The 16,831-nt window shown below is 57.0% G+C and carries 12 protein-coding genes; 8 read left to right on the forward strand and 4 right to left on the reverse strand.

Annotated features, from left to right (window positions below; genetic code table 11):
• Nucleotides 1-80: 80 nt before the first annotated feature.
• The 3 genes from U2949_RS04985 to apbC are packed head-to-tail and all read right to left on the reverse strand — an operon-like array spanning nt 81 to nt 7,009.
• A complete protein-coding gene (locus U2949_RS04985) occupies nt 81-4,139 on the reverse strand; it encodes a translocation/assembly module TamB domain-containing protein (RefSeq protein WP_026485018.1) in 4,059 nt (1,352 codons plus the stop codon).
• Nucleotides 4,139-5,917 (reverse strand): autotransporter assembly complex protein TamA, encoded by a 1,779-nt coding sequence (locus U2949_RS04990; protein ID WP_257723970.1) that lies wholly within the window; start codon nt 5,915-5,917, stop codon nt 4,139-4,141. Before U2949_RS04990 ends, U2949_RS04985 begins: the two co-directional genes overlap by 1 nt.
• A 6-nt stretch (nt 5,918-5,923) precedes the next feature.
• Nucleotides 5,924-7,009 (reverse strand): iron-sulfur cluster carrier protein ApbC, encoded by a 1,086-nt coding sequence (gene apbC / locus U2949_RS04995; RefSeq protein WP_321286456.1) that lies wholly within the window; start codon nt 7,007-7,009, stop codon nt 5,924-5,926.
• Between the two features lie 102 nt (nt 7,010-7,111).
• Between apbC and U2949_RS05000 the strand changes: the two genes are divergently transcribed.
• The 3 genes from U2949_RS05000 (at nt 7,112) to U2949_RS05010 (ending at nt 10,750) form a co-directional block, all read left to right on the forward strand.
• On the forward strand, nt 7,112-7,369 hold the full coding sequence (locus U2949_RS05000; protein WP_026485015.1) for a hypothetical protein: 258 nt from the start codon (nt 7,112-7,114) through the stop codon (nt 7,367-7,369).
• Nucleotides 7,370-7,587: 218 nt separating this feature from the next.
• A complete protein-coding gene (metG, locus tag U2949_RS05005) occupies nt 7,588-9,657 on the forward strand; it encodes a methionine--tRNA ligase (RefSeq protein WP_026485014.1) in 2,070 nt (689 codons plus the stop codon).
• Between the two features lie 196 nt (nt 9,658-9,853).
• Nucleotides 9,854-10,750, forward strand: a complete 897-nt coding sequence (locus tag U2949_RS05010; RefSeq protein WP_321286457.1) for a cation diffusion facilitator family transporter — start codon at nt 9,854-9,856, stop codon at nt 10,748-10,750.
• Between the two features lie 42 nt (nt 10,751-10,792).
• Here the strand turns inward: U2949_RS05010 and U2949_RS05015 are convergent, their stop codons facing one another.
• Nucleotides 10,793-11,668 carry a LysR family transcriptional regulator gene (locus tag U2949_RS05015; RefSeq protein ID WP_321286780.1) on the reverse strand — a complete coding sequence of 292 codons (876 nt, stop codon included), beginning with the start codon at nt 11,666-11,668 and terminating at the stop codon, nt 10,793-10,795.
• Between the two features lie 261 nt (nt 11,669-11,929).
• Between U2949_RS05015 and U2949_RS05020 the strand changes: the two genes are divergently transcribed.
• The 5 genes from U2949_RS05020 (at nt 11,930) to U2949_RS05040 (ending at nt 16,687) form a co-directional block, all read left to right on the forward strand.
• Complete coding sequence (locus U2949_RS05020; RefSeq protein ID WP_026485011.1) at nt 11,930-12,766, forward strand: bifunctional allantoicase/(S)-ureidoglycine aminohydrolase; 837 nt, start codon at nt 11,930-11,932, stop codon at nt 12,764-12,766.
• A gap of 174 nt (nt 12,767-12,940) precedes the next feature.
• Nucleotides 12,941-13,414 (forward strand): nucleoside deaminase, encoded by a 474-nt coding sequence (locus tag U2949_RS05025; protein ID WP_026485010.1) that lies wholly within the window; start codon nt 12,941-12,943, stop codon nt 13,412-13,414.
• Nucleotides 13,415-13,545: 131 nt separating this feature from the next.
• On the forward strand, nt 13,546-14,715 hold the full coding sequence (locus tag U2949_RS05030; RefSeq protein ID WP_009461136.1) for a YncE family protein: 1,170 nt from the start codon (nt 13,546-13,548) through the stop codon (nt 14,713-14,715).
• A 369-nt stretch (nt 14,716-15,084) separates the two neighbouring features.
• A complete protein-coding gene (locus U2949_RS05035) occupies nt 15,085-16,494 on the forward strand; it encodes a GNAT family N-acetyltransferase (protein ID WP_321286460.1) in 1,410 nt (469 codons plus the stop codon).
• Nucleotides 16,495-16,507: 13 nt separating this feature from the next.
• Nucleotides 16,508-16,687: a hypothetical protein gene (locus U2949_RS05040; RefSeq protein ID WP_137430725.1), complete on the forward strand. Its 180-nt coding sequence runs from the start codon at nt 16,508-16,510 to the stop codon at nt 16,685-16,687.
• Nucleotides 16,688-16,831 lie beyond the last annotated feature (144 nt).

A 16,831-nucleotide genomic window follows, 5' to 3' on the forward strand; every position in this document is an offset into this window, starting at 1 on the left:
TACACACACAAGCCAATTGCGGCGCAAATATGTCATTTGCGCCACAATTCTCTGCCCGCTTTGCGCCGGGCAAGCCCGCATCAATCCTTCGAAAACCAGCGGTAAATCAGGGCCAGACCGTTTACCGTACCGGCGCTGACCTCAGCCGTCAGGCCTCGTGCCAGGCGGTAGCTGGCTCGACCCACCGTTCCGGTATCGGCCATGGCCTGCTCCAGGCTAACGGAAATATCCGCCGTCAGTGCCTTGGTGATCGCAATAAACTTGCGCTCTTCGTTGCTGGTGCCGCTGTTCAGGGATTTGACCACACTTTCCACCGGCAAAATGCTACCGGCACTGCCCAGGTCACCCGAGCGCATGGCCACTTCATCGATCCCGAACTTGCGGTAGAAGGGCTCGCCATCGCCCAGGAAGGATGTCCCTACACTGAGCAGCAAGGCCATGTCACCACCAGAATCATCCGGCCCGTGGCCCAGCAGGAGCCAGGACAGTTTTTCAACTTCGCTGACCTCCGGGTAGGACACCAAATCGATTCTGGGCTTGCGAGCCGTACCGGCTACCTTAACACCTGCCTCTACTGCCTGACCGGTACGCAAGGCTTCGATGTCCAGGATAGGCGAAGTAATGTCACCCTGGAAAGTCACGGTTCCGCGCTTGAGCAGCAACTTCTGACCATAGAGCTCAATTCGCCCACCACGAGTGCGCAAGGCACCCATACCGGTCAACTTGCCGCCAATCATGGTGACCCTCAGGCTGCCAACCAGACCGGAGTTCACGCCATAACCCGTCAGGTAAAAACGCGGCCCCAGATCCACATCAATTTCCATGCTCATGTCGGTTGCGGCCTGGGAAGGCTCGGAAGCCGGCTCGTCGCCTGCCCGCACAATCACCACATCGCTATCAACAGTGGGAATACCACCCAACATGTCCAGGTTGAACCAGCCCGCATCAGCAACAACCTTGCCGGTAATGGCAATACGCGGCAATTCCATATCCAGATTGATATTGCCGGACATCATGGCGTAACGGTCGGAGCGCTGCAGAATCGGGAAGCGGAAAATATCCACGTCAAAGGCCCCTTGCTGAGTGCTCAGGTTCCACTGCCCCGACACAGTCAGCTTGCCGTCCTTGGCGTCCGGGCTCTCTTTCAGCCAGGTTGCGGTACGCCATTCCTGCGGCTCTACTCGTGGGCGGGCCGGGAACGTCAAGGACTCCAGGCGGAAGATGTCACCGTCGAAACGGGCATCCAGCTGACCGTCAATTAGACGGATGCCGTCATCCAGACGCGTGAAACGCAACTCGCGGCCCCTTACCGTGCCACGGCTGGTCCAGGCCCATTTCGCACCCACATCAATATTCACGTCTGCATTCAAGCGACCGCCTAGCTCCATGGCATCGCCCAGGAACAGGCGCGTCCAGCTCAAGTCGTCAATATTGGCTTGTATGCTGACCGTTTTGCGATCGTTCTCATTCAAGGCCAGCCCGTGAAGGGGAGTCTGTGCCTTGGCTGTGACGTAACCCATTTCCTTGGTACGCACATCCATCTGGGCATCCAGACGGCTGCTCGTGGCCGAGGTAGGTTTCGCATTGATGACGATACTCAGATCTTCCAGCCCCAGCGACATGGGCGGCTCAGCAAAAACCTGTACATCCCCCGCCACGCGGTCGACGCGCACCTGGCCGGACAAGGCACCATTAAATTTCAGGTCCCAGCGCGCTTTGATATCAATTTCGGGCGGCTGGGTTTTCTTGTTCTTGGCAATCTTGACACCACCCTTGGCCTTGTCAGCGTTTTCTTCTACGCCGACTTTGCGCAGCAAGCGCGCGATGCGAGGCTCGGACAGCACCAGATCCAACAACTCACCACGGCTGGCCCATTGTCCAGGCTGGTAACTGGATTCCTGGTGACGCAGATTGATCCAGGGTTCGCCATCGACTGTGGTGCTCAACGTACCGGCACCAACTCGCACTGACCAGGGAGCCAAGGGCTCGGGTGCCTTGGGAGCGCTTGCTGTTTTATCGGCTGCGTTTTCGGGAGTGCCAGCCTGTGCCTTCGCTTGCTCTGCTGCCGATGAAGCAGACGGAGCAGCATTGGCCGCAGCAGCAGACTTAGTATCGGGGTTGTCCTTCGTTTCCGGATTTATACCGGCCTGAGCCGCTCCTTCTTCCTTGGCGACCCCCTGGCCTGCTACATCACCTTCAACCTTGGATTGGTCCTTGGCCTCTGCTGTGGCAACTTGAACAGGAGGCTCCGGCGCCCGCAGAGCATCGGTAAAACGCACAGGCAGTGCCGACTGCAAACGCACGATCAAACCGGCATGGTCAGCCACCAAACGGTTTACCTTGCCATCCCAATACGCGGCCTTGCCCTGATCGGCAAAATGCCAGCCACCTTCCAGTGCCAGATCGGCCTCGGCCATGCCTTGGCCCAACTGCCCCTTGGCCTTGCCGCCCAAGTCGTACTGGCCCTTCAACTGCAGGGTGTGATGAGCGATATCGCCACGCAACTGCCCTTCTACCGAAGCCTTGCCCAGCTCCAGGCCGGGCCACAGTTGCTCGGCACGAGGCATCTTCGCCAGCAAATCCAGCTCGGCCTTGCCGGACATGCCAAAACCACCTTTCAACTGAACCTGGTTATCCCCGATCTTCATATCGGTGAGCACATCCGAAACCGACAACAAACGCCACCAATCCGGTTGGCCCGGCTGAGCCGGAGCCGACGCTTTTGCCTTGATCTGCCCGATAGCGGCCTGCTTGTTCCAGCGACTACCCTGCAAAAGCTGCACATCCACATCCGCGGAGAGCAATTGTTCTTTATCCGCCAAGACCACATCAAACTGGCCTTGGGTATTAATCAGGGCGTCGGGCAGCACATCGCCCAACAAGGCATGCAGATCCAGCTTGTCGCTGCGGAACTGACCTTTGAAATGATCCTGAACGTGCACACCTTCCTGCATGGCATCCCAGGCAAAGTCTGCATCCAGCGAGGACTCGTCCGGCAGTTTCACCGCCACCTTGGCCTGACGCACTGGCACGGAATCCAGCGGGCTTAACTCTGCGCTGGCGTCCAGGCTATAGCCCTGGCCCTGACCGTTAAGCAGCAAGGTGGCTTGTTCCAGAGAGCCATTCAAGGTGATTTGAGCGTTGACCACACAATCGGGCAAAGGCTCGGGCTCTGGAACAGCAACTGGCTCCCGGATACGTTCTTCATCGACAAGACCCGTACTACCCTCGGGCTCGGAGCTGATGACTCCGGCGACACCATGGGCGTCTACGGGCTGATCGACTGGCTGGCTGGCAGGAGTTGCATGACTCGGTGCGCTGGCCTCAGCTTGACCTTGCTGTGTTATTGCAGCCTTGGCACTGGTCTTGGCCGTTTCAACAGTGGCTGTTTTTTTGGACCGATCGACTACTGCCTTCTCGGCAGATTTGCCGGATTTCGACGGCTCTGCATAAGCAGGCAAATACTGTTTCGCACAAATAGGCGAATCAGCCGTCAAACCACGAGCAATGATTTGAATATCGGCTCGTGCCGGGTAAGGCGCTTCCAGTCCCGCCAGTTCCATTTCGCCCTGAAAGCCCGCGCGGATGGACTCATTAGCCACCATCAAATCGTACAGTCGAAGCTGCGCGCTGTCGGAATCCAACGCCAGTGCCGAAGACAAATCCGCAATCGCGACCGGCAAGGGCGTGCCATCCTGCGTTAACAAGAACTGCCCCAAGGCCAGCTTGTCCACGGCAATACTAATGGGCAGTTCGGGCATTTTGAAAGGTTCGTCGGACTTGGGCTCGTCCGAGGAGGTCAAGGCCACATCCACTTTCTGAGCACTAAGCTCTACCACGTGCAGGCGGCGTTCCCACAGTTCTTTCCAATTGGCCTGCAAGCGCAAACGCTCGATATCCACATGGGTGTCCGGCAAGCCCAGCACCAGGTGGTCGATACTCAAGCCATCCCAGATGGTTCCGCGCACGCCTTGGGCGCTGCCCTGCGCATAGGGCAAAGCTGTGCGCAAGGCCCAGCTTGTACCAGCCTGACTGGCCAGCACCCAATACACAAAGCCGCAAACAAGCAGCAGGGCAATCACCACAAAGGGAATCCCCCACAACGCGAAATATCGGAACCAGCGCCGAACCCAAGCCATTAAAATGCGATTCCCAAAGAAAAGCTCAAACGTACGCGTTTGTCTCGCTGACCATAAGCCAGATCAAGATTGAAAGGGCCAGCAGGGGTGCGCACCACCGCTCCCAAACCGTAGCCCCAGGCTAAATCCATATCACCGAAGCTGGGCGCAGCGTCACCCACGTCAACAAAAGCACGCATGCCATACATGCTGGTGAAAAAGTGCGTGTATTCCACACTGGCTACGGCCATGGCTGGCGCACCCACCACGGCGTCGCCTTGTCGAAGGCCAATGCTTTGATATTTGTAGCCACGGACACTGCGAGCGCCCCCGGTGCGATAACCGAAGTCAGGCGGTGTGCGGTCCGTCATGCGCCAAACCTTACCGATTTCACCCCGCAGGGACAAAATATCCCGCTCCCCAACTGGCCACCACTGCTGCAATCGCAAGTTACTGCGGTAAAAGGTCTCGCCCTTGTCCAGCGTGACACCGGCGCCCACGCCAAAATCAATCAGATTGCCTTCGCGCGGATCGTACTTCTTGTCTACGTCCCGACGCAGCCATTGCCAGGTTGCAATGGCAGAAGGTGTTTCACGAGTGGGCAGGCCGGAAATCTTGGTCTTGTCCCAGGCGCCCAGTAAGCCCCATTCGGTTTCATATTCCACGCGGCTATTGCCCGCTGCCTGTCGTTCCTGGCGCAGCTTCCAGCCCAGGGCCGCCCGCTCCGTGTCCAAACCTTCAATGTCGGAGCGATCGTACAAGACACCAAAACTGTTCTTGTAGCCGCTAATGGTGGGCGGCAAGTGGATGTCATAAAAGGCCCGCTGACGTTTTTTATCCACGCCAATACCGGCCTCGGTCCAGATCGGCAGGCCAAACACAATATTCTTTCGATACAAGGCCTCAACACGCGCACCGTGGTCGCTGTCAAAACCCAGAGAACCGGTGAACTGCCTGGATGGCGCTTCTGTAACCCGTACACGTACAGGCAGTTCTACATCACCATCTGGAAGCTCTTTCTTTTTACCGGCCTCTTCATTCAGAGTGACAAAGGCACCCCGGAAAAAAGTGGTGGCAGCCAAAGATTGCTGCCACTCGTCCAGCTTGTCCTGATCGTAAGGATCACCGGGGGTATAGCGCACATAGCGGTCTACCAGAGACTGGGGAACTCGCTTCAGGCCAGTGGTTTCCAACTGCCCCATGCGAACCCTCGGCCCGCTATCCACTTTCAGGGACAGGTCGGCCATGCCTTCATCGGCCAATACGGTCGCCCGCGTGTCTATGTAACGAGCGTAGTAAAAGTCCTGGCGCTGTACGCTTTCCAGCAGATCCGATTTGGCGGAGGACCAGACCGAATTCAAAAAGGGATCGTCCACTTTCAAAGGAAAGCTGGCTTTGATCCCTTCCAGACGTACCTGGTATTCCGGCTCCTGAATCTTGCCTTTGAAATCCAGGGCAATGTCTCGTACGCGCGTGATTTCGCCCGGCTGAATAATGATGTCCCAATATTCACCGCTGGAATCTTCGCCCACCTCCAGCGTGACCACAGAGTCAAAGTAACCCTGAGTCTGCAAGGCGGAGACGGTCGCATCGTGAGCCCGGCGCCGCAGACGCGAGACCTCTCCCAAGTCCTGGTCTTCCGCCAAACGTGTAATGGCACTGACCGCGCGCTGAATTTCTTTCAGCGCCTGGGGGGGCACGCCCCCCGGATCAATAATGACATCGGGAACGGAAGACTGAGCCCATACTGCAGGGCTCAGGACTATCGAAAACAACAGGCAAAAGCCGGATTTGCGCATACGTACTCAAAGAGGACGAGGAACAACCTTGGGGCGCTGCCCCGACGTGTCTGGAGGAAGTTGCGACAAGTTAGCCGAAACGCGATTGGCAATCTCGTGATACAGGCGGGCCTCGGGACTGTCTGCGCTGGCAATCACCGTCGGGGTACCGGAGTCGGTCTGAGCCCGAATGCTCATTGCCAAAGGCAAGGCACCCAGCCAAGGCACGTTGAACTGGCTGGCCATATCGCGACCACCATGCTGACCGAAGACCGGGTCAGCATGACCACAGTTCGAGCAGATATGGACCGACATGTTTTCCACAATACCCAGAACAGGCACATTCACCTTCTGGAACATGTTCAAACCACGCTTGGCGTCGATCAGCGCCAGGTCCTGAGGGGTGGTCACAATCACCGCACCCGTCAAGGGCACTTTCTGCGACAAGGTCAAGGCGATATCGCCAGTGCCGGGAGGCATATCGATAATCAGGTAGTCCAGATCATCCCAACGCGTTTGTGTAAGCAGCTGTGTCAACGCCTGGGTTGCCATCGGGCCGCGCCAGATTGCGGGAGCGTCTTCGTCCAGCAGAAAACCAATCGAGTTGGCTTGCAGCCCGTGACCAATCAGCGGCTCCATCATCTTGCCGTCTGCACTGCGCGGGCGCTCGTGCAGGCCCAGCATGGTGGGCACGCTAGGGCCGTAAATATCCGCATCCAGCAAACCAACACGCGCACCTTGCATATGCAAGGCCAAAGCCAGGTTCACCGACGTTGTGCTCTTACCCACACCGCCCTTGCCCGAGGACACCGCAATAATATTGCGGATATTGGGCATGGGTCGCAACCCTTCCTGCACAGCATGCACGCCAATGCGGGGATTCAAATGCAGCTTGGACAGGGTGGCACCCACGCCTGCCACGGCTTGCTCGATACGTTCGCGCAGCTGTCCCTGAATGTCATAAGCCGTATAGGGCAGATGCAAAGTCAGCTCAACCTGGTTCTGGTCAATGCTCAGTTCGCATCGACCCGCATCGACCGATAACTTCTTTAACGTGTTGGGATCGGTCACACTCGCCAGGGCTTGCAACACGCGCTCGGAACTCACTGTCATTTATCCAAAACCTTGATATAAAGAAACATCACCATACCTTTAAACCAGAAAATTAGCGGTTCAAGAGGAATTTTTTTACACTTATGATGTCATACTAACCCTATGAACACATTTAACCAGATTATCCGCACAGCCCTCTTTGTCTTGCTGACAATTTTCGGTGCAATCATGGCGTTTATCTTCATGGTTTCTACCGCTATTGCGATCGGCATTTTATACATTGTGGCGCGTATTAGTGGCCGTCCTTTCGGCGTTAAAGCCTACTGGGACCAGCGCCGCCGCCCTGCCGCTGCCAGCAAACAGTCGAACACACCACGTTCGCGTGATGTCACCGACATCGAGATGCGCGAGATTCCTTAACAGTTCTTGACTGTTCGCCAAGCCTTTGGCGAGCAGCAACGCTGATTAGGCACTGCCCCCGAACACCCTGAGTCGTCAAAGGCTCAGGGTGTGTGCATTTGTATCATTCGCAATTGCCCATCAGCACTTTGCCCGTGGACATTCCGCGGTCTGGCGCAGCACAAGTGTGCAATAGACCGTAGAATCCTTGTTCCCTTTCTCTTTTATTTTGTTAAGTCATGTCACGAACGATATTTGTTACGACCGCCCTGCCGTATGCCAACGGCTCGTTTCACATCGGCCACATCATGGAATATATCCAGGCCGACATCTGGGTTCGGTCCATGCGAATGTCGGGACATACTGTGCATTTTGTGTGTGCGGACGACGCCCATGGGGCGCCCATCATGCTCAAGGCAGAAAGCGCTGGCATTACCCCCGCTCAGTTGGTGGACAAGATTGCGGCCGAGCGCCCCACCTACCTGAATGGCTTTAACGTCAAATTCGACCACTGGCACCGTACGGATTCGCCAGACAACGTCGAACTGGCCCAGGATATCTACCGCACGCTGAAAAGCGCCGGCTTTATTGACACCCGCACCATCGAACAGTTCTACGATCCGGTCAAAGGCATGTTCCTACCCGATCGTTACATCAAGGGCGAGTGCCCCAAGTGTCACGCCAAGGACCAGTACGGCGACAGCTGCGAAGTCTGTAGCGCGGTTTACGCTCCTACCGAACTGATCGAGCCCTACTCCACCCTGACCAATGCGCGTCCGGTGTTAAAGACCTCGGAGCACTTTTTCTTCCGTCTGTCCGACCCGCGCTGCGTAGCCTTCCTGCAAGAGTGGACCACGGGCAAGAACGCCCAAGGCAAGCCGCGTCTGCAATCGGAAGTGCTGGGCAAGACCCGCGAATGGCTGGGTACAGGCGAAGGCGCAGAAGCCTCCCTGAACGACTGGGATATTTCCCGCGACGAGCCCTACTACGGCATCCCGATCCCGGATGCCCCCGGTAAGTACTTCTATGTCTGGCTGGACGCGCCTGTAGGCTACCTGGCTTCCTTGAAAGCCTACTGCGCCAAGGCCGGTCTGGACTTTGATGCCTTGCTGGATCCGGAAGGCAGAACCGAGCAGGTCCACTTCATCGGCAAGGACATCGTGTACTTCCACGCCCTGTTCTGGCCTGCCATGCTGAAGTTCTCCGGCCGTAAAGTGCCTGATGCATTGAACGTGCACGGTTTCATCACAGTTAGCGGCGAGAAAATGTCCAAGAGTCGCGGCACCGGCATTTCGCCCCTGCGCTACCTGGAGCTGGGCATGGATGCAGAGTGGATGCGCTACTACATGGCCGCCAAGCTGAACTCGCACGTCGAAGACATGGATTTCAATCCTGACGACTTCATTGCCCGCGTCAACAGCGACCTGATTGGCAAGTACGTCAACATCGCCAGCCGTGCCGCCAACTTCATCAGCAAGCATTTTGATGGCAAGCTGGCTTACCAGGGCGACACCTCCGAACTGCAAAACCAGCTCAAGGAAGTCGCCGAGAAAGTCCGCGCCGACTTGGAAAGCCGCGAGTATGGTCGTGCCGTGCGCCAGATCATGGCTCAGGCCGACATCATCAACCAGGCTTTTGATACCGCCCAGCCTTGGGTCATGGCCAAAGGCATTGCGACCGCCGAGCAGGCTCAGAAAGATGCGCTGCAAGACATTTGCTCGCGCACCCTGGCTGGCTTCAAGGGCTTATCCGTCATGCTGACCGCCATCTTGCCCACCCTGACCCATCGCGTGGCCCACGAACTGTTCGGTCTGGACCGCGACTTTGTCTGGGACGACGTGGCTGCCTTGCCTGATCACATCGCTCCCTTCAAGCATCTGATGCAGCGTGTAGACAGCGCCATGGTGGACGAGCTGCTGGCTCCGCCACCTGCTCCCGTCGTGTTGCCCGGTGGCGAAGCCATTGCCGACACTATCGACATCAAGGACTTCATCAAGGTGGACCTGCGCATTGCCAAAATCGTCAGTTGCGAAGCCGTAGAAGGTTCGGACAAGCTGCTGCGTCTGAGCCTGGACGCTGGCGAAGGCCGCTTGCGCCAAGTGTTCTCCGGCATCAAGTCGGCTTACCAGCCCGAAGATCTGATCGGCAAGCTGACGGTACTGGTCGCTAACCTGGCTCCTCGCAAGATGCGTTTCGGCGTATCCGAGGGCATGGTTCTGGCGGCCAGCCATGCGGATGATGCCGTGGATCAAGGCATCTATATTCTGGAACCATTCCCCGGTGCCCAGCCCGGTATGCGCATCAATTAAGACGCATTCCTGATACGCAAAAGAGCCTCGCCGAAAAAGCGAGGCTTTTTTGTCTACATATACCAAAGAACAGGCTCAAAACAGCCTGCCAAGCCCCTTTCAGCGCCCCGTAACCCAGGAAAGCCGATACACTCTTTATCTTGAAACTGCTGTATTGATGCACAGTCTGCTGCTTTGAATGCAAGGACCTCTTGGCATGGAAAACATCCCCCCTTCTGAACTGGATCGGCACCTTGGTGCACAGCGCTCAACCTGGGTCAGTGTCATCGTCAATATCAGTTTGAGCGTGCTGCAAATTGTGGTGGGTCTGTTTGCTCATTCGCAGGCCCTGATTGCTGACGCCATCCACTCCCTGTCCGACCTGCTGTCGGACTTTGTAGTGCTGATCGCCAACCGCCATAGCCGTAGAGGTCCGGACGCGGATCACCCTTACGGACATTTGCGGTACGAAACGGCGGCCACTCTGGCCATTGGCGGCCTCTTGCTGGCAGTAGGACTGGGCATGCTATGGAATGCCGTGTCTTCCTTGCGCGACCCCAGCAGCATCGAAGCAGTACACCCGATTGCCCTGGCCATTGCCTTCATCGCGCTCTGTAGTAAAGAACTCCTGTTTCGCTACATGTTGCGTGTCGCGAAGCGTTTGCGCTCGACCATGCTGGTTGCCAATGCCTGGCACGCCCGCTCCGACGCAGCCTCCTCGCTAGTCGTTAGCATCGGGGTGATGGCCAACCTGGCAGGTCTGCCCTTGGGCGACCCCTTGGCCGCCAGTATTGTGGGTTTGATGATTCTGCGCATGGGCTGGAAGTTTTCTATTGGCGCATTTCACGACCTGACCGATAAAGCGGTCGATCAGGAAACGGAAGAGCGCATTGCCAAGCTCTTGCGCGAGACCCCTGGCGTGGAAGGCATACACCAGCTACGGACCCGCAAACTGGGTGACATGATCTGGGTAGAAGTGGATCTGGAAATGGACGGCACCCTGACTATTGCTCAAGGTCATGCCATTGCCGTGGCCGCACGGGACCGAGTGATGGCCGAAGAGCCCGTGCTGGATGTAATGACGCACTTTGATCCGGTCACACCCAAGCGCTAAACCCTGTCTAAGCTCTACGAGCCTCGCCAGCCCAACAGCAGGCTATCCAGAACGGCTGGCGCTCTCGGGTGCCAGCATCTCTACCAGTACACGGGACAAGGCCGTCACCATCTCATTGGCATGAGGCCGATGCAAAATCGCCAATTCAAAAGCATCGATACGGGGCAGACCTTGTGCTTGGCCCAATTCAATATGGTCATCGCGCACCGCACGCCGCGGCAGCAAACTGATCCCCATCCCGTCTGCCACCGCCCCCTGAATACCGCTCAAGCTGGAACTGGTAAAGCTGATACGCCAACGACGTCCCAAGGACTCGACAGCACTGATGATTTCCTCTCGATACACACCCCGACGCGGGAAGGTCACCAAGGGGATGGGGTCCAGATGAAAGACCGGATCAGTCGCGCTATCCACCCAGGCCGTCTGCTCGGGTAGACAAGCCACCGCTTCACGGGCATTGTGACGCTGCTTGACCAGCACCAGATCCAGCTCACCCTGATCGTAAGCGGCCAGCAGATCGCTGCTCAAGCCGCTACTGACTTCCAGACGCACCTGCGGGAAGCGACGGTTGAAGCCCGCCAAGGCCCGCATGGTCTGTCCATTGGTAAAGTCCTCAGGCACGCCCAGACGCACGGAAATAGTCACCAGAGAACCGGACAGGGCTTCAGACAGCTGATGATTCAAAGCCAGCATCTGGCGGGCGTAACCCAACAGGGTCTGCCCCGCTTCAGTCGTGCTGACGCCCCGGCTGGCCCGGTCCAGCAGACGCAGCCCGGCCAGTTCCTCCAGGCGCCGCACTTTCTGGCTGATCGTGGACTGCGTGGAATGCAAACGCGTTGCGGCCGCCGTGAAGCTGCCGCAATCGACTACCGTCAACAAGGCCAGCAGCAGGTCCAGGTCGTACAAGGGCCGGTTCAGGCTGGGACTGCTTGATAGTTGATGATCCATATGCGCAAACCCTTTCTGAAATCCGCCAGGGCAATCCACCCCACCGCCCATTTATTCAAAAAACAAATACTAGAGATTTATACATTTAATTTGTAAATATCACCAGCAGTCGTTAAGGTATATTGGTCCCGCGCATTACAACGACATCCCGCCTGTGCCTTTTGCCAGCCGCCGGGATTGCGCCGTGCCGTTCGACAGATTTTTCCTTACTGAATTTCAATGGGAATCAACATGTCCAAAGTCAATTACTACGCCCCTCCAGGTGGCCATCCTCCTCAGACTCAGTTGCTGACGGACCGCGCCATGTTCACCGAGGCCTATGCCGTGCTGCCCAAAGGCGTGCTGCAAGACATCGTGACCAGCTACCTGCCCGGTTGGGAAAATACCCGTCTGTGGGTATTGGCACGTCCTCTGTCCGGCTTTGCCGAGACCTTCTCCCAATACATCATGGAAGTAGGCCCACAGGGTGGCAGCAACAATCCTGAGTCCGACCCCGAAGCCGAAGGCGTGATTTTTGTCGTCAAGGGCCAGCTGGAACTGGTTCTGGAAGGCACCAAGCACATTATGGAAGAAGGCGGCTATGCTTTCATTCCTCCTTCCACCAACTGGACCTTGCACAACCGCACGGGCGAGCTGGCCAACTTCCACTGGATTCGCAAGCGCTACCAGCGTGTGGAAGGCCTGGATGCGCCTGAAGCCTTTGTGACCAACGAAAAAGACGTGAAGCCTGGCGTCATGCCTGACACCGAAGGCCGTTGGAGCACCACCCGTTTCACCGACATGTCCGACCTGCGTCACGACATGCACGTGAACATCGTGAACTTCGAACCCGGTGGCGTGATCCCCTTCGCTGAAACACACGTGATGGAACACGGTCTGTACGTTCTGGAAGGTAAGGCGGTGTACCGTCTGAACCAGGACTGGGTTGAAGTGGAAGCCGGTGACTTCATGTGGCTGCGCGCTTTCTGCCCGCAGGCTTGCTACGCAGGCGGACCAGGCCGTTTCCGCTACTTGCTGTACAAAGACGTAAACCGTCATGCCAATCTGACACTTGGCGGCACTCGCTAATATGGTCTGAAACAGAACAGCCGCTGCCCGTCAGCGGCTGTTTTGCATTACAAACACGCCAAACCGGAACACGTCCCCCTGATGCCACCTGTACCCGCAGGTGTCCCACAAGGCACAAATAGAGACTCTGGTTTCAAGGCTCATTCCAACCTTGCTTCTCTACAGGAGAAAAACATGAACGATAAACACTATCTGCTGCGCGCCATCCAGATCGCCGAAGAGAATGTCGCCCGCGGCGGCCAGCCCTTTGGCGCAGTGCTGGTGCGCGATGGTCAAGTTCTGGCCGAAGGAGTTAATGAGACCTACATTGCCCATGATCCCACCGCACACGCCGAGATCCAGGCGCTGCGTACCGCCAGCCAGCACGTGAAAAGCAGCAGCCATGCAGGCAGCACCATGTATGCCAGCGGCATCCCCTGCCCCATGTGCATGGCGGCCATGATCGCCTCGGGCGTAGAACGTGTGGTGTATTGCGCCGACGATCAAGAGGGCGAACCCTTTGGCTGGTCCACCGAATCCTTCTACAAAAAAATGCAGCAGGACTTTGGCAAACAGGGCGTGAAAATGGAACACCTGCCCTTGCCTGAAAAACGCAAAGTGTATGAAGCCTGGCAAGCCCGGTTTGGGCAAGGCTCCAACCAGGACTAAAACAAAGACCATTCAAAGCCCTGCCATCAAGCAGGGTTTTGCGTATTTACATAGACAGACAAGTCAGAAAAGTTTATAAAACAGAGCAGTTATAGTAACGATTCTCATTTATTGAATCTCAAAGGAAATACATGATTGCGTCCCGCCCAGCCTCTTTAAAAATGATTGTTGCCTCCGTAATGGGCGCTTTGCTGCTCAGTGCATGCCAGACTGCACCGCAATCGCAACAAGCGGGCCAAACATCGTCCTTTAATGCGACTGCGCCTCAGGCACAGGTCACTTTCCGTCAGGACACCATTGATGGTGCCTACGAAATTCTGGCCGCCAAGGACAGCAAGCAGTTGTTTGTTGCTGCTACTCCTTTGTTTGAAGACCGTGCTGCTGGCTTCCTGCACGTTCTGGACCAGGACACGCTGCGTGAATCGCAGCTGATCCAATTGCCGCGCCGTGCCTTTGCACTGGGCCTGAACCAGAAAACTCACACTCTGTACGTGGGCAACACTCTGGACGGCTCGCTGCTGGCAATCAACAGCCTGAATGGCACCGTCAAGCAACTGATCCAACTGGGTCAGAAAGAAGACAAGGGCGGCTGGGAACACACCCGTAAAGTCGTTATTGACGAGCAAGACAACCGCATCTTCGTGACCAACCCCTCCGAAGGTGGTCGCGTATGGATTGTGGATGGTGCCGACGGTCGTATCCTGCACAATATCGATAACGTGGGCTTGTGGCCTGCTGGCGCTGCCTACGATGCCAACACCAAGCGTCTGTTCGTGGGCCACGGTGGCAAGGATGAAATTGCTGTCATCAACCCGGCCACCGGCGCTATCGAACAGCGCTTCACCACTGGCGATGCAAAAAGCGATAAACGTGAAGATTCCCGCCACTTCTTCGTGAACATCGCCCTGAGCGCGGATGGCAAGAAACTGTTTGGTGCTGACGCCAATACCGGCAAGATCTACCAGTTCGACACCAGCTCCGGCAAAGTGGAAAACACGGCTGAAGTGGGTCTGGGGCTGCTGGATATCGTGTACAACGACGCTCGCAAAGAGCTGATTGCTACCAACCGTGGCGTGGATCGTGAAACACCAGCCGGTACAGGTTCGGTCACCATCCTGGATGCCAACACCTTGGCTGTTAAACACCGTATCAGCGCCCCTGTGCACCCCAACAGCGTCACGCTGAGCGCTGACGGCCAGACCGCTTTTGTCACTATCAAAATCCCTCATGGCGACAAGAGCCCGCACTACCTGAAAGGTGCCAAGGACAGCGTTCTGCGTCTGAACCTGAATCAGCTCTAAGCCTCTGGCTTAAAGCCTGCTCCCAAGCCGAGACTGCCCACAAGGCAGCTCGGCTTTTTTGTCCCTGCCACTTTGGTCTGCCAAGCGGCCTGCCCCCCATCTGTGCCTTGGCCGCAGGATAGTTTTGACTGCTGTTCAAGCTCTAAGCCAAGGCCCGCCATCGCTGGCTCTTGGGCGTTTCAACGCTGTTTTAGTAATGCGGTCTGGAAACAAGCAGCAAAGCGGATTGCTGCAACCGGCCACTTGCTCAATAGAATCAATTAGTGGCCTAGCAAGACGCCTCTTGTGTCCCGGCCCTACACTCCCTTTCCCGCCTCCAGCTGTGCCACAGATTGGCATTTCTGGAGCGTTTTCTATTGAAGACAAGTCATGGTTCAGCTGAACGCGTATCACCAGCCTATTGGCCCCTCGCTCCCTCATTGGCAGTCCCGCCCGCAGCCAGCACGCTGCGTTCTGCACGGCAAATACTGCCGTCTGGAAGCCGTGAACCCGGAGCAACATGGCGACAGCCTGTACGAGGCCTACAGCAGCGCCAGCGATGGCCGCGACTGGACCTATTTGTCTGTAGGCCCCTTTAACAACCGCGCACAGTTCGACCAGCACCTGCAAACCATCAGCCAGGCCAGCAATGCCGTGCATTACGCTGTCGTCGAACAAACCACGGGTCGCGCATTGGGCACCTTGTCCCTGATGCGGATCGACCCACAAAACGGCTGCATTGAAGTGGGCTTTGTAGCCTGGTCGCCCGCTCTGAAACAAACCCGTATGGCCACCGAAGCCCACTACCTGTTGATGGCTTATGCAATTGATGGACTGGGCTACCGTCGCTACGAATGGAAGTGCGACACACACAATGCCCCCTCCCAAGCCGCTGCACGACGATTGGGCTTTCGTTATGAAGGCATCTTCCGTCAGGCGATTGTGTACAAGGGCCGCTCGCGCGATACAGCCTGGTTCTCCATTACCGACCAGGAGTGGCCTGCCCTGAAAGCGAATTTTCAGGCCTGGCTGGCACCCGAGAATTTTGACGAACAAGGTCGTCAGAAACACCGTTTGGGGCAGCAAGTGGCAGTCACTCCTGCCGGTCCCGGGACCCGCCGCTTAAAGCAAATGCTGGCCCTGCAAACCGAGCTGAATCAGCTGATTGATCCAAACTGGCGAGTGGCCAAGCAGGATTACTACCGGGCGATCTGGGTGGAATGTGCGGAGCTGGCGAATTACCTGGACTGGAAGTGGTGGCAGCATAGCGAGCGCAATCTGCCGCAACTCCAACTGGAGCTGATCGACATCCTGCATTTTGGTCTGTGCGATGTACTGCGTGCCAACGATGCGCTGCGCGAGCAAGAAGCCGCCACCGCACTGGATCAGCTCCAGCACGCATCAGCCACCACCAGCGACTCTACGGCCATCATGACGGCTCTGGAACGCTTTACCTTGCGCGTTCTGGAGACACGCCAGTTCGATTTCAGCGGCTTTACCCAACTGGCTGCTCTTTGTGGTCTGACACTGGACACGCTCTACCACTCCTACGCGGGCAAGAATGCCCTGAACCGCTTGCGCCAACTGCGCGGCTATCAGCACGGCCACTATCACAAGCAGTGGGGCGGACAGCAGGACAACGAGCATCTGGCACAGTTGCAACTGCGTCTGCCCACCGAGCATGACAATTACCCTGAAATGATCCTGCATGCCCTGCAAGACAGCTACGACACGTTTTTTTCGGGAGACACTCAGGTCCGGAACGGAGCCTGCGTACCGCCTCCCCTTTCTTCACGTTGACAAAGGACTGTCCATGTACCTCGATTGCGATTGTTCCATCAATGTCTTTCTGGACTCGCCTAAACCGGACTCCAATCCCGTGGAAAGCAATGACACGCGACATCCACCCGACCCCCGGCCACAGCCGCATAAGGTGCAACATCCCTGGTCCCGCTCGCGACGCCGCGAGCGCTCCCGCTGGCGCCAGGGTTAAGCAGCCCCAGCGCTTGTCTACCGGCCCGGCACCACTGCCGGGCTCGTCCCCTTGATAAGGCCCCAAGCAAATGGAATAGGAGCTATGAGCCAGCGCGCATAGCTCCTCTTGATGTAAATCAAGACAATGAATCCCATCGTCGGC

The organism is Alcaligenes phenolicus (genome assembly GCF_032063905.1).
Lineage (GTDB): Bacteria > Pseudomonadota > Gammaproteobacteria > Burkholderiales > Burkholderiaceae_B > Alcaligenes > Alcaligenes phenolicus.

Excerpts from the sequence above, each read along its gene's own strand:
- U2949_RS05000 (WP_026485015.1), top strand. The coding sequence starts at position 7,112 with ATGAACACATTTAACCAGATTATCCGCACAGCCCTCTTTGTCTTGCTG.
- metG (WP_026485014.1), top strand. The coding sequence starts at position 7,588 with ATGTCACGAACGATATTTGTTACGACCGCCCTGCCGTATGCCAACGGC.
- U2949_RS05040 (WP_137430725.1), top strand. The coding sequence starts at position 16,508 with ATGTACCTCGATTGCGATTGTTCCATCAATGTCTTTCTGGACTCGCCT.
- U2949_RS05010 (WP_321286457.1), top strand. The coding sequence starts at position 9,854 with ATGGAAAACATCCCCCCTTCTGAACTGGATCGGCACCTTGGTGCACAG.
- U2949_RS04990 (WP_257723970.1), bottom strand. The coding sequence starts at position 5,917 with ATGCGCAAATCCGGCTTTTGCCTGTTGTTTTCGATAGTCCTGAGCCCT.
- U2949_RS05025 (WP_026485010.1), top strand. The coding sequence starts at position 12,941 with ATGAACGATAAACACTATCTGCTGCGCGCCATCCAGATCGCCGAAGAG.
- U2949_RS05030 (WP_009461136.1), top strand. The coding sequence starts at position 13,546 with ATGATTGCGTCCCGCCCAGCCTCTTTAAAAATGATTGTTGCCTCCGTA.
- U2949_RS04985 (WP_026485018.1), bottom strand. The coding sequence starts at position 4,139 with ATGGCTTGGGTTCGGCGCTGGTTCCGATATTTCGCGTTGTGGGGGATT.
- U2949_RS05020 (WP_026485011.1), top strand. The coding sequence starts at position 11,930 with ATGTCCAAAGTCAATTACTACGCCCCTCCAGGTGGCCATCCTCCTCAG.
- U2949_RS05035 (WP_321286460.1), top strand. The coding sequence starts at position 15,085 with ATGGTTCAGCTGAACGCGTATCACCAGCCTATTGGCCCCTCGCTCCCT.
- apbC (WP_321286456.1), bottom strand. The coding sequence starts at position 7,009 with ATGACAGTGAGTTCCGAGCGCGTGTTGCAAGCCCTGGCGAGTGTGACC.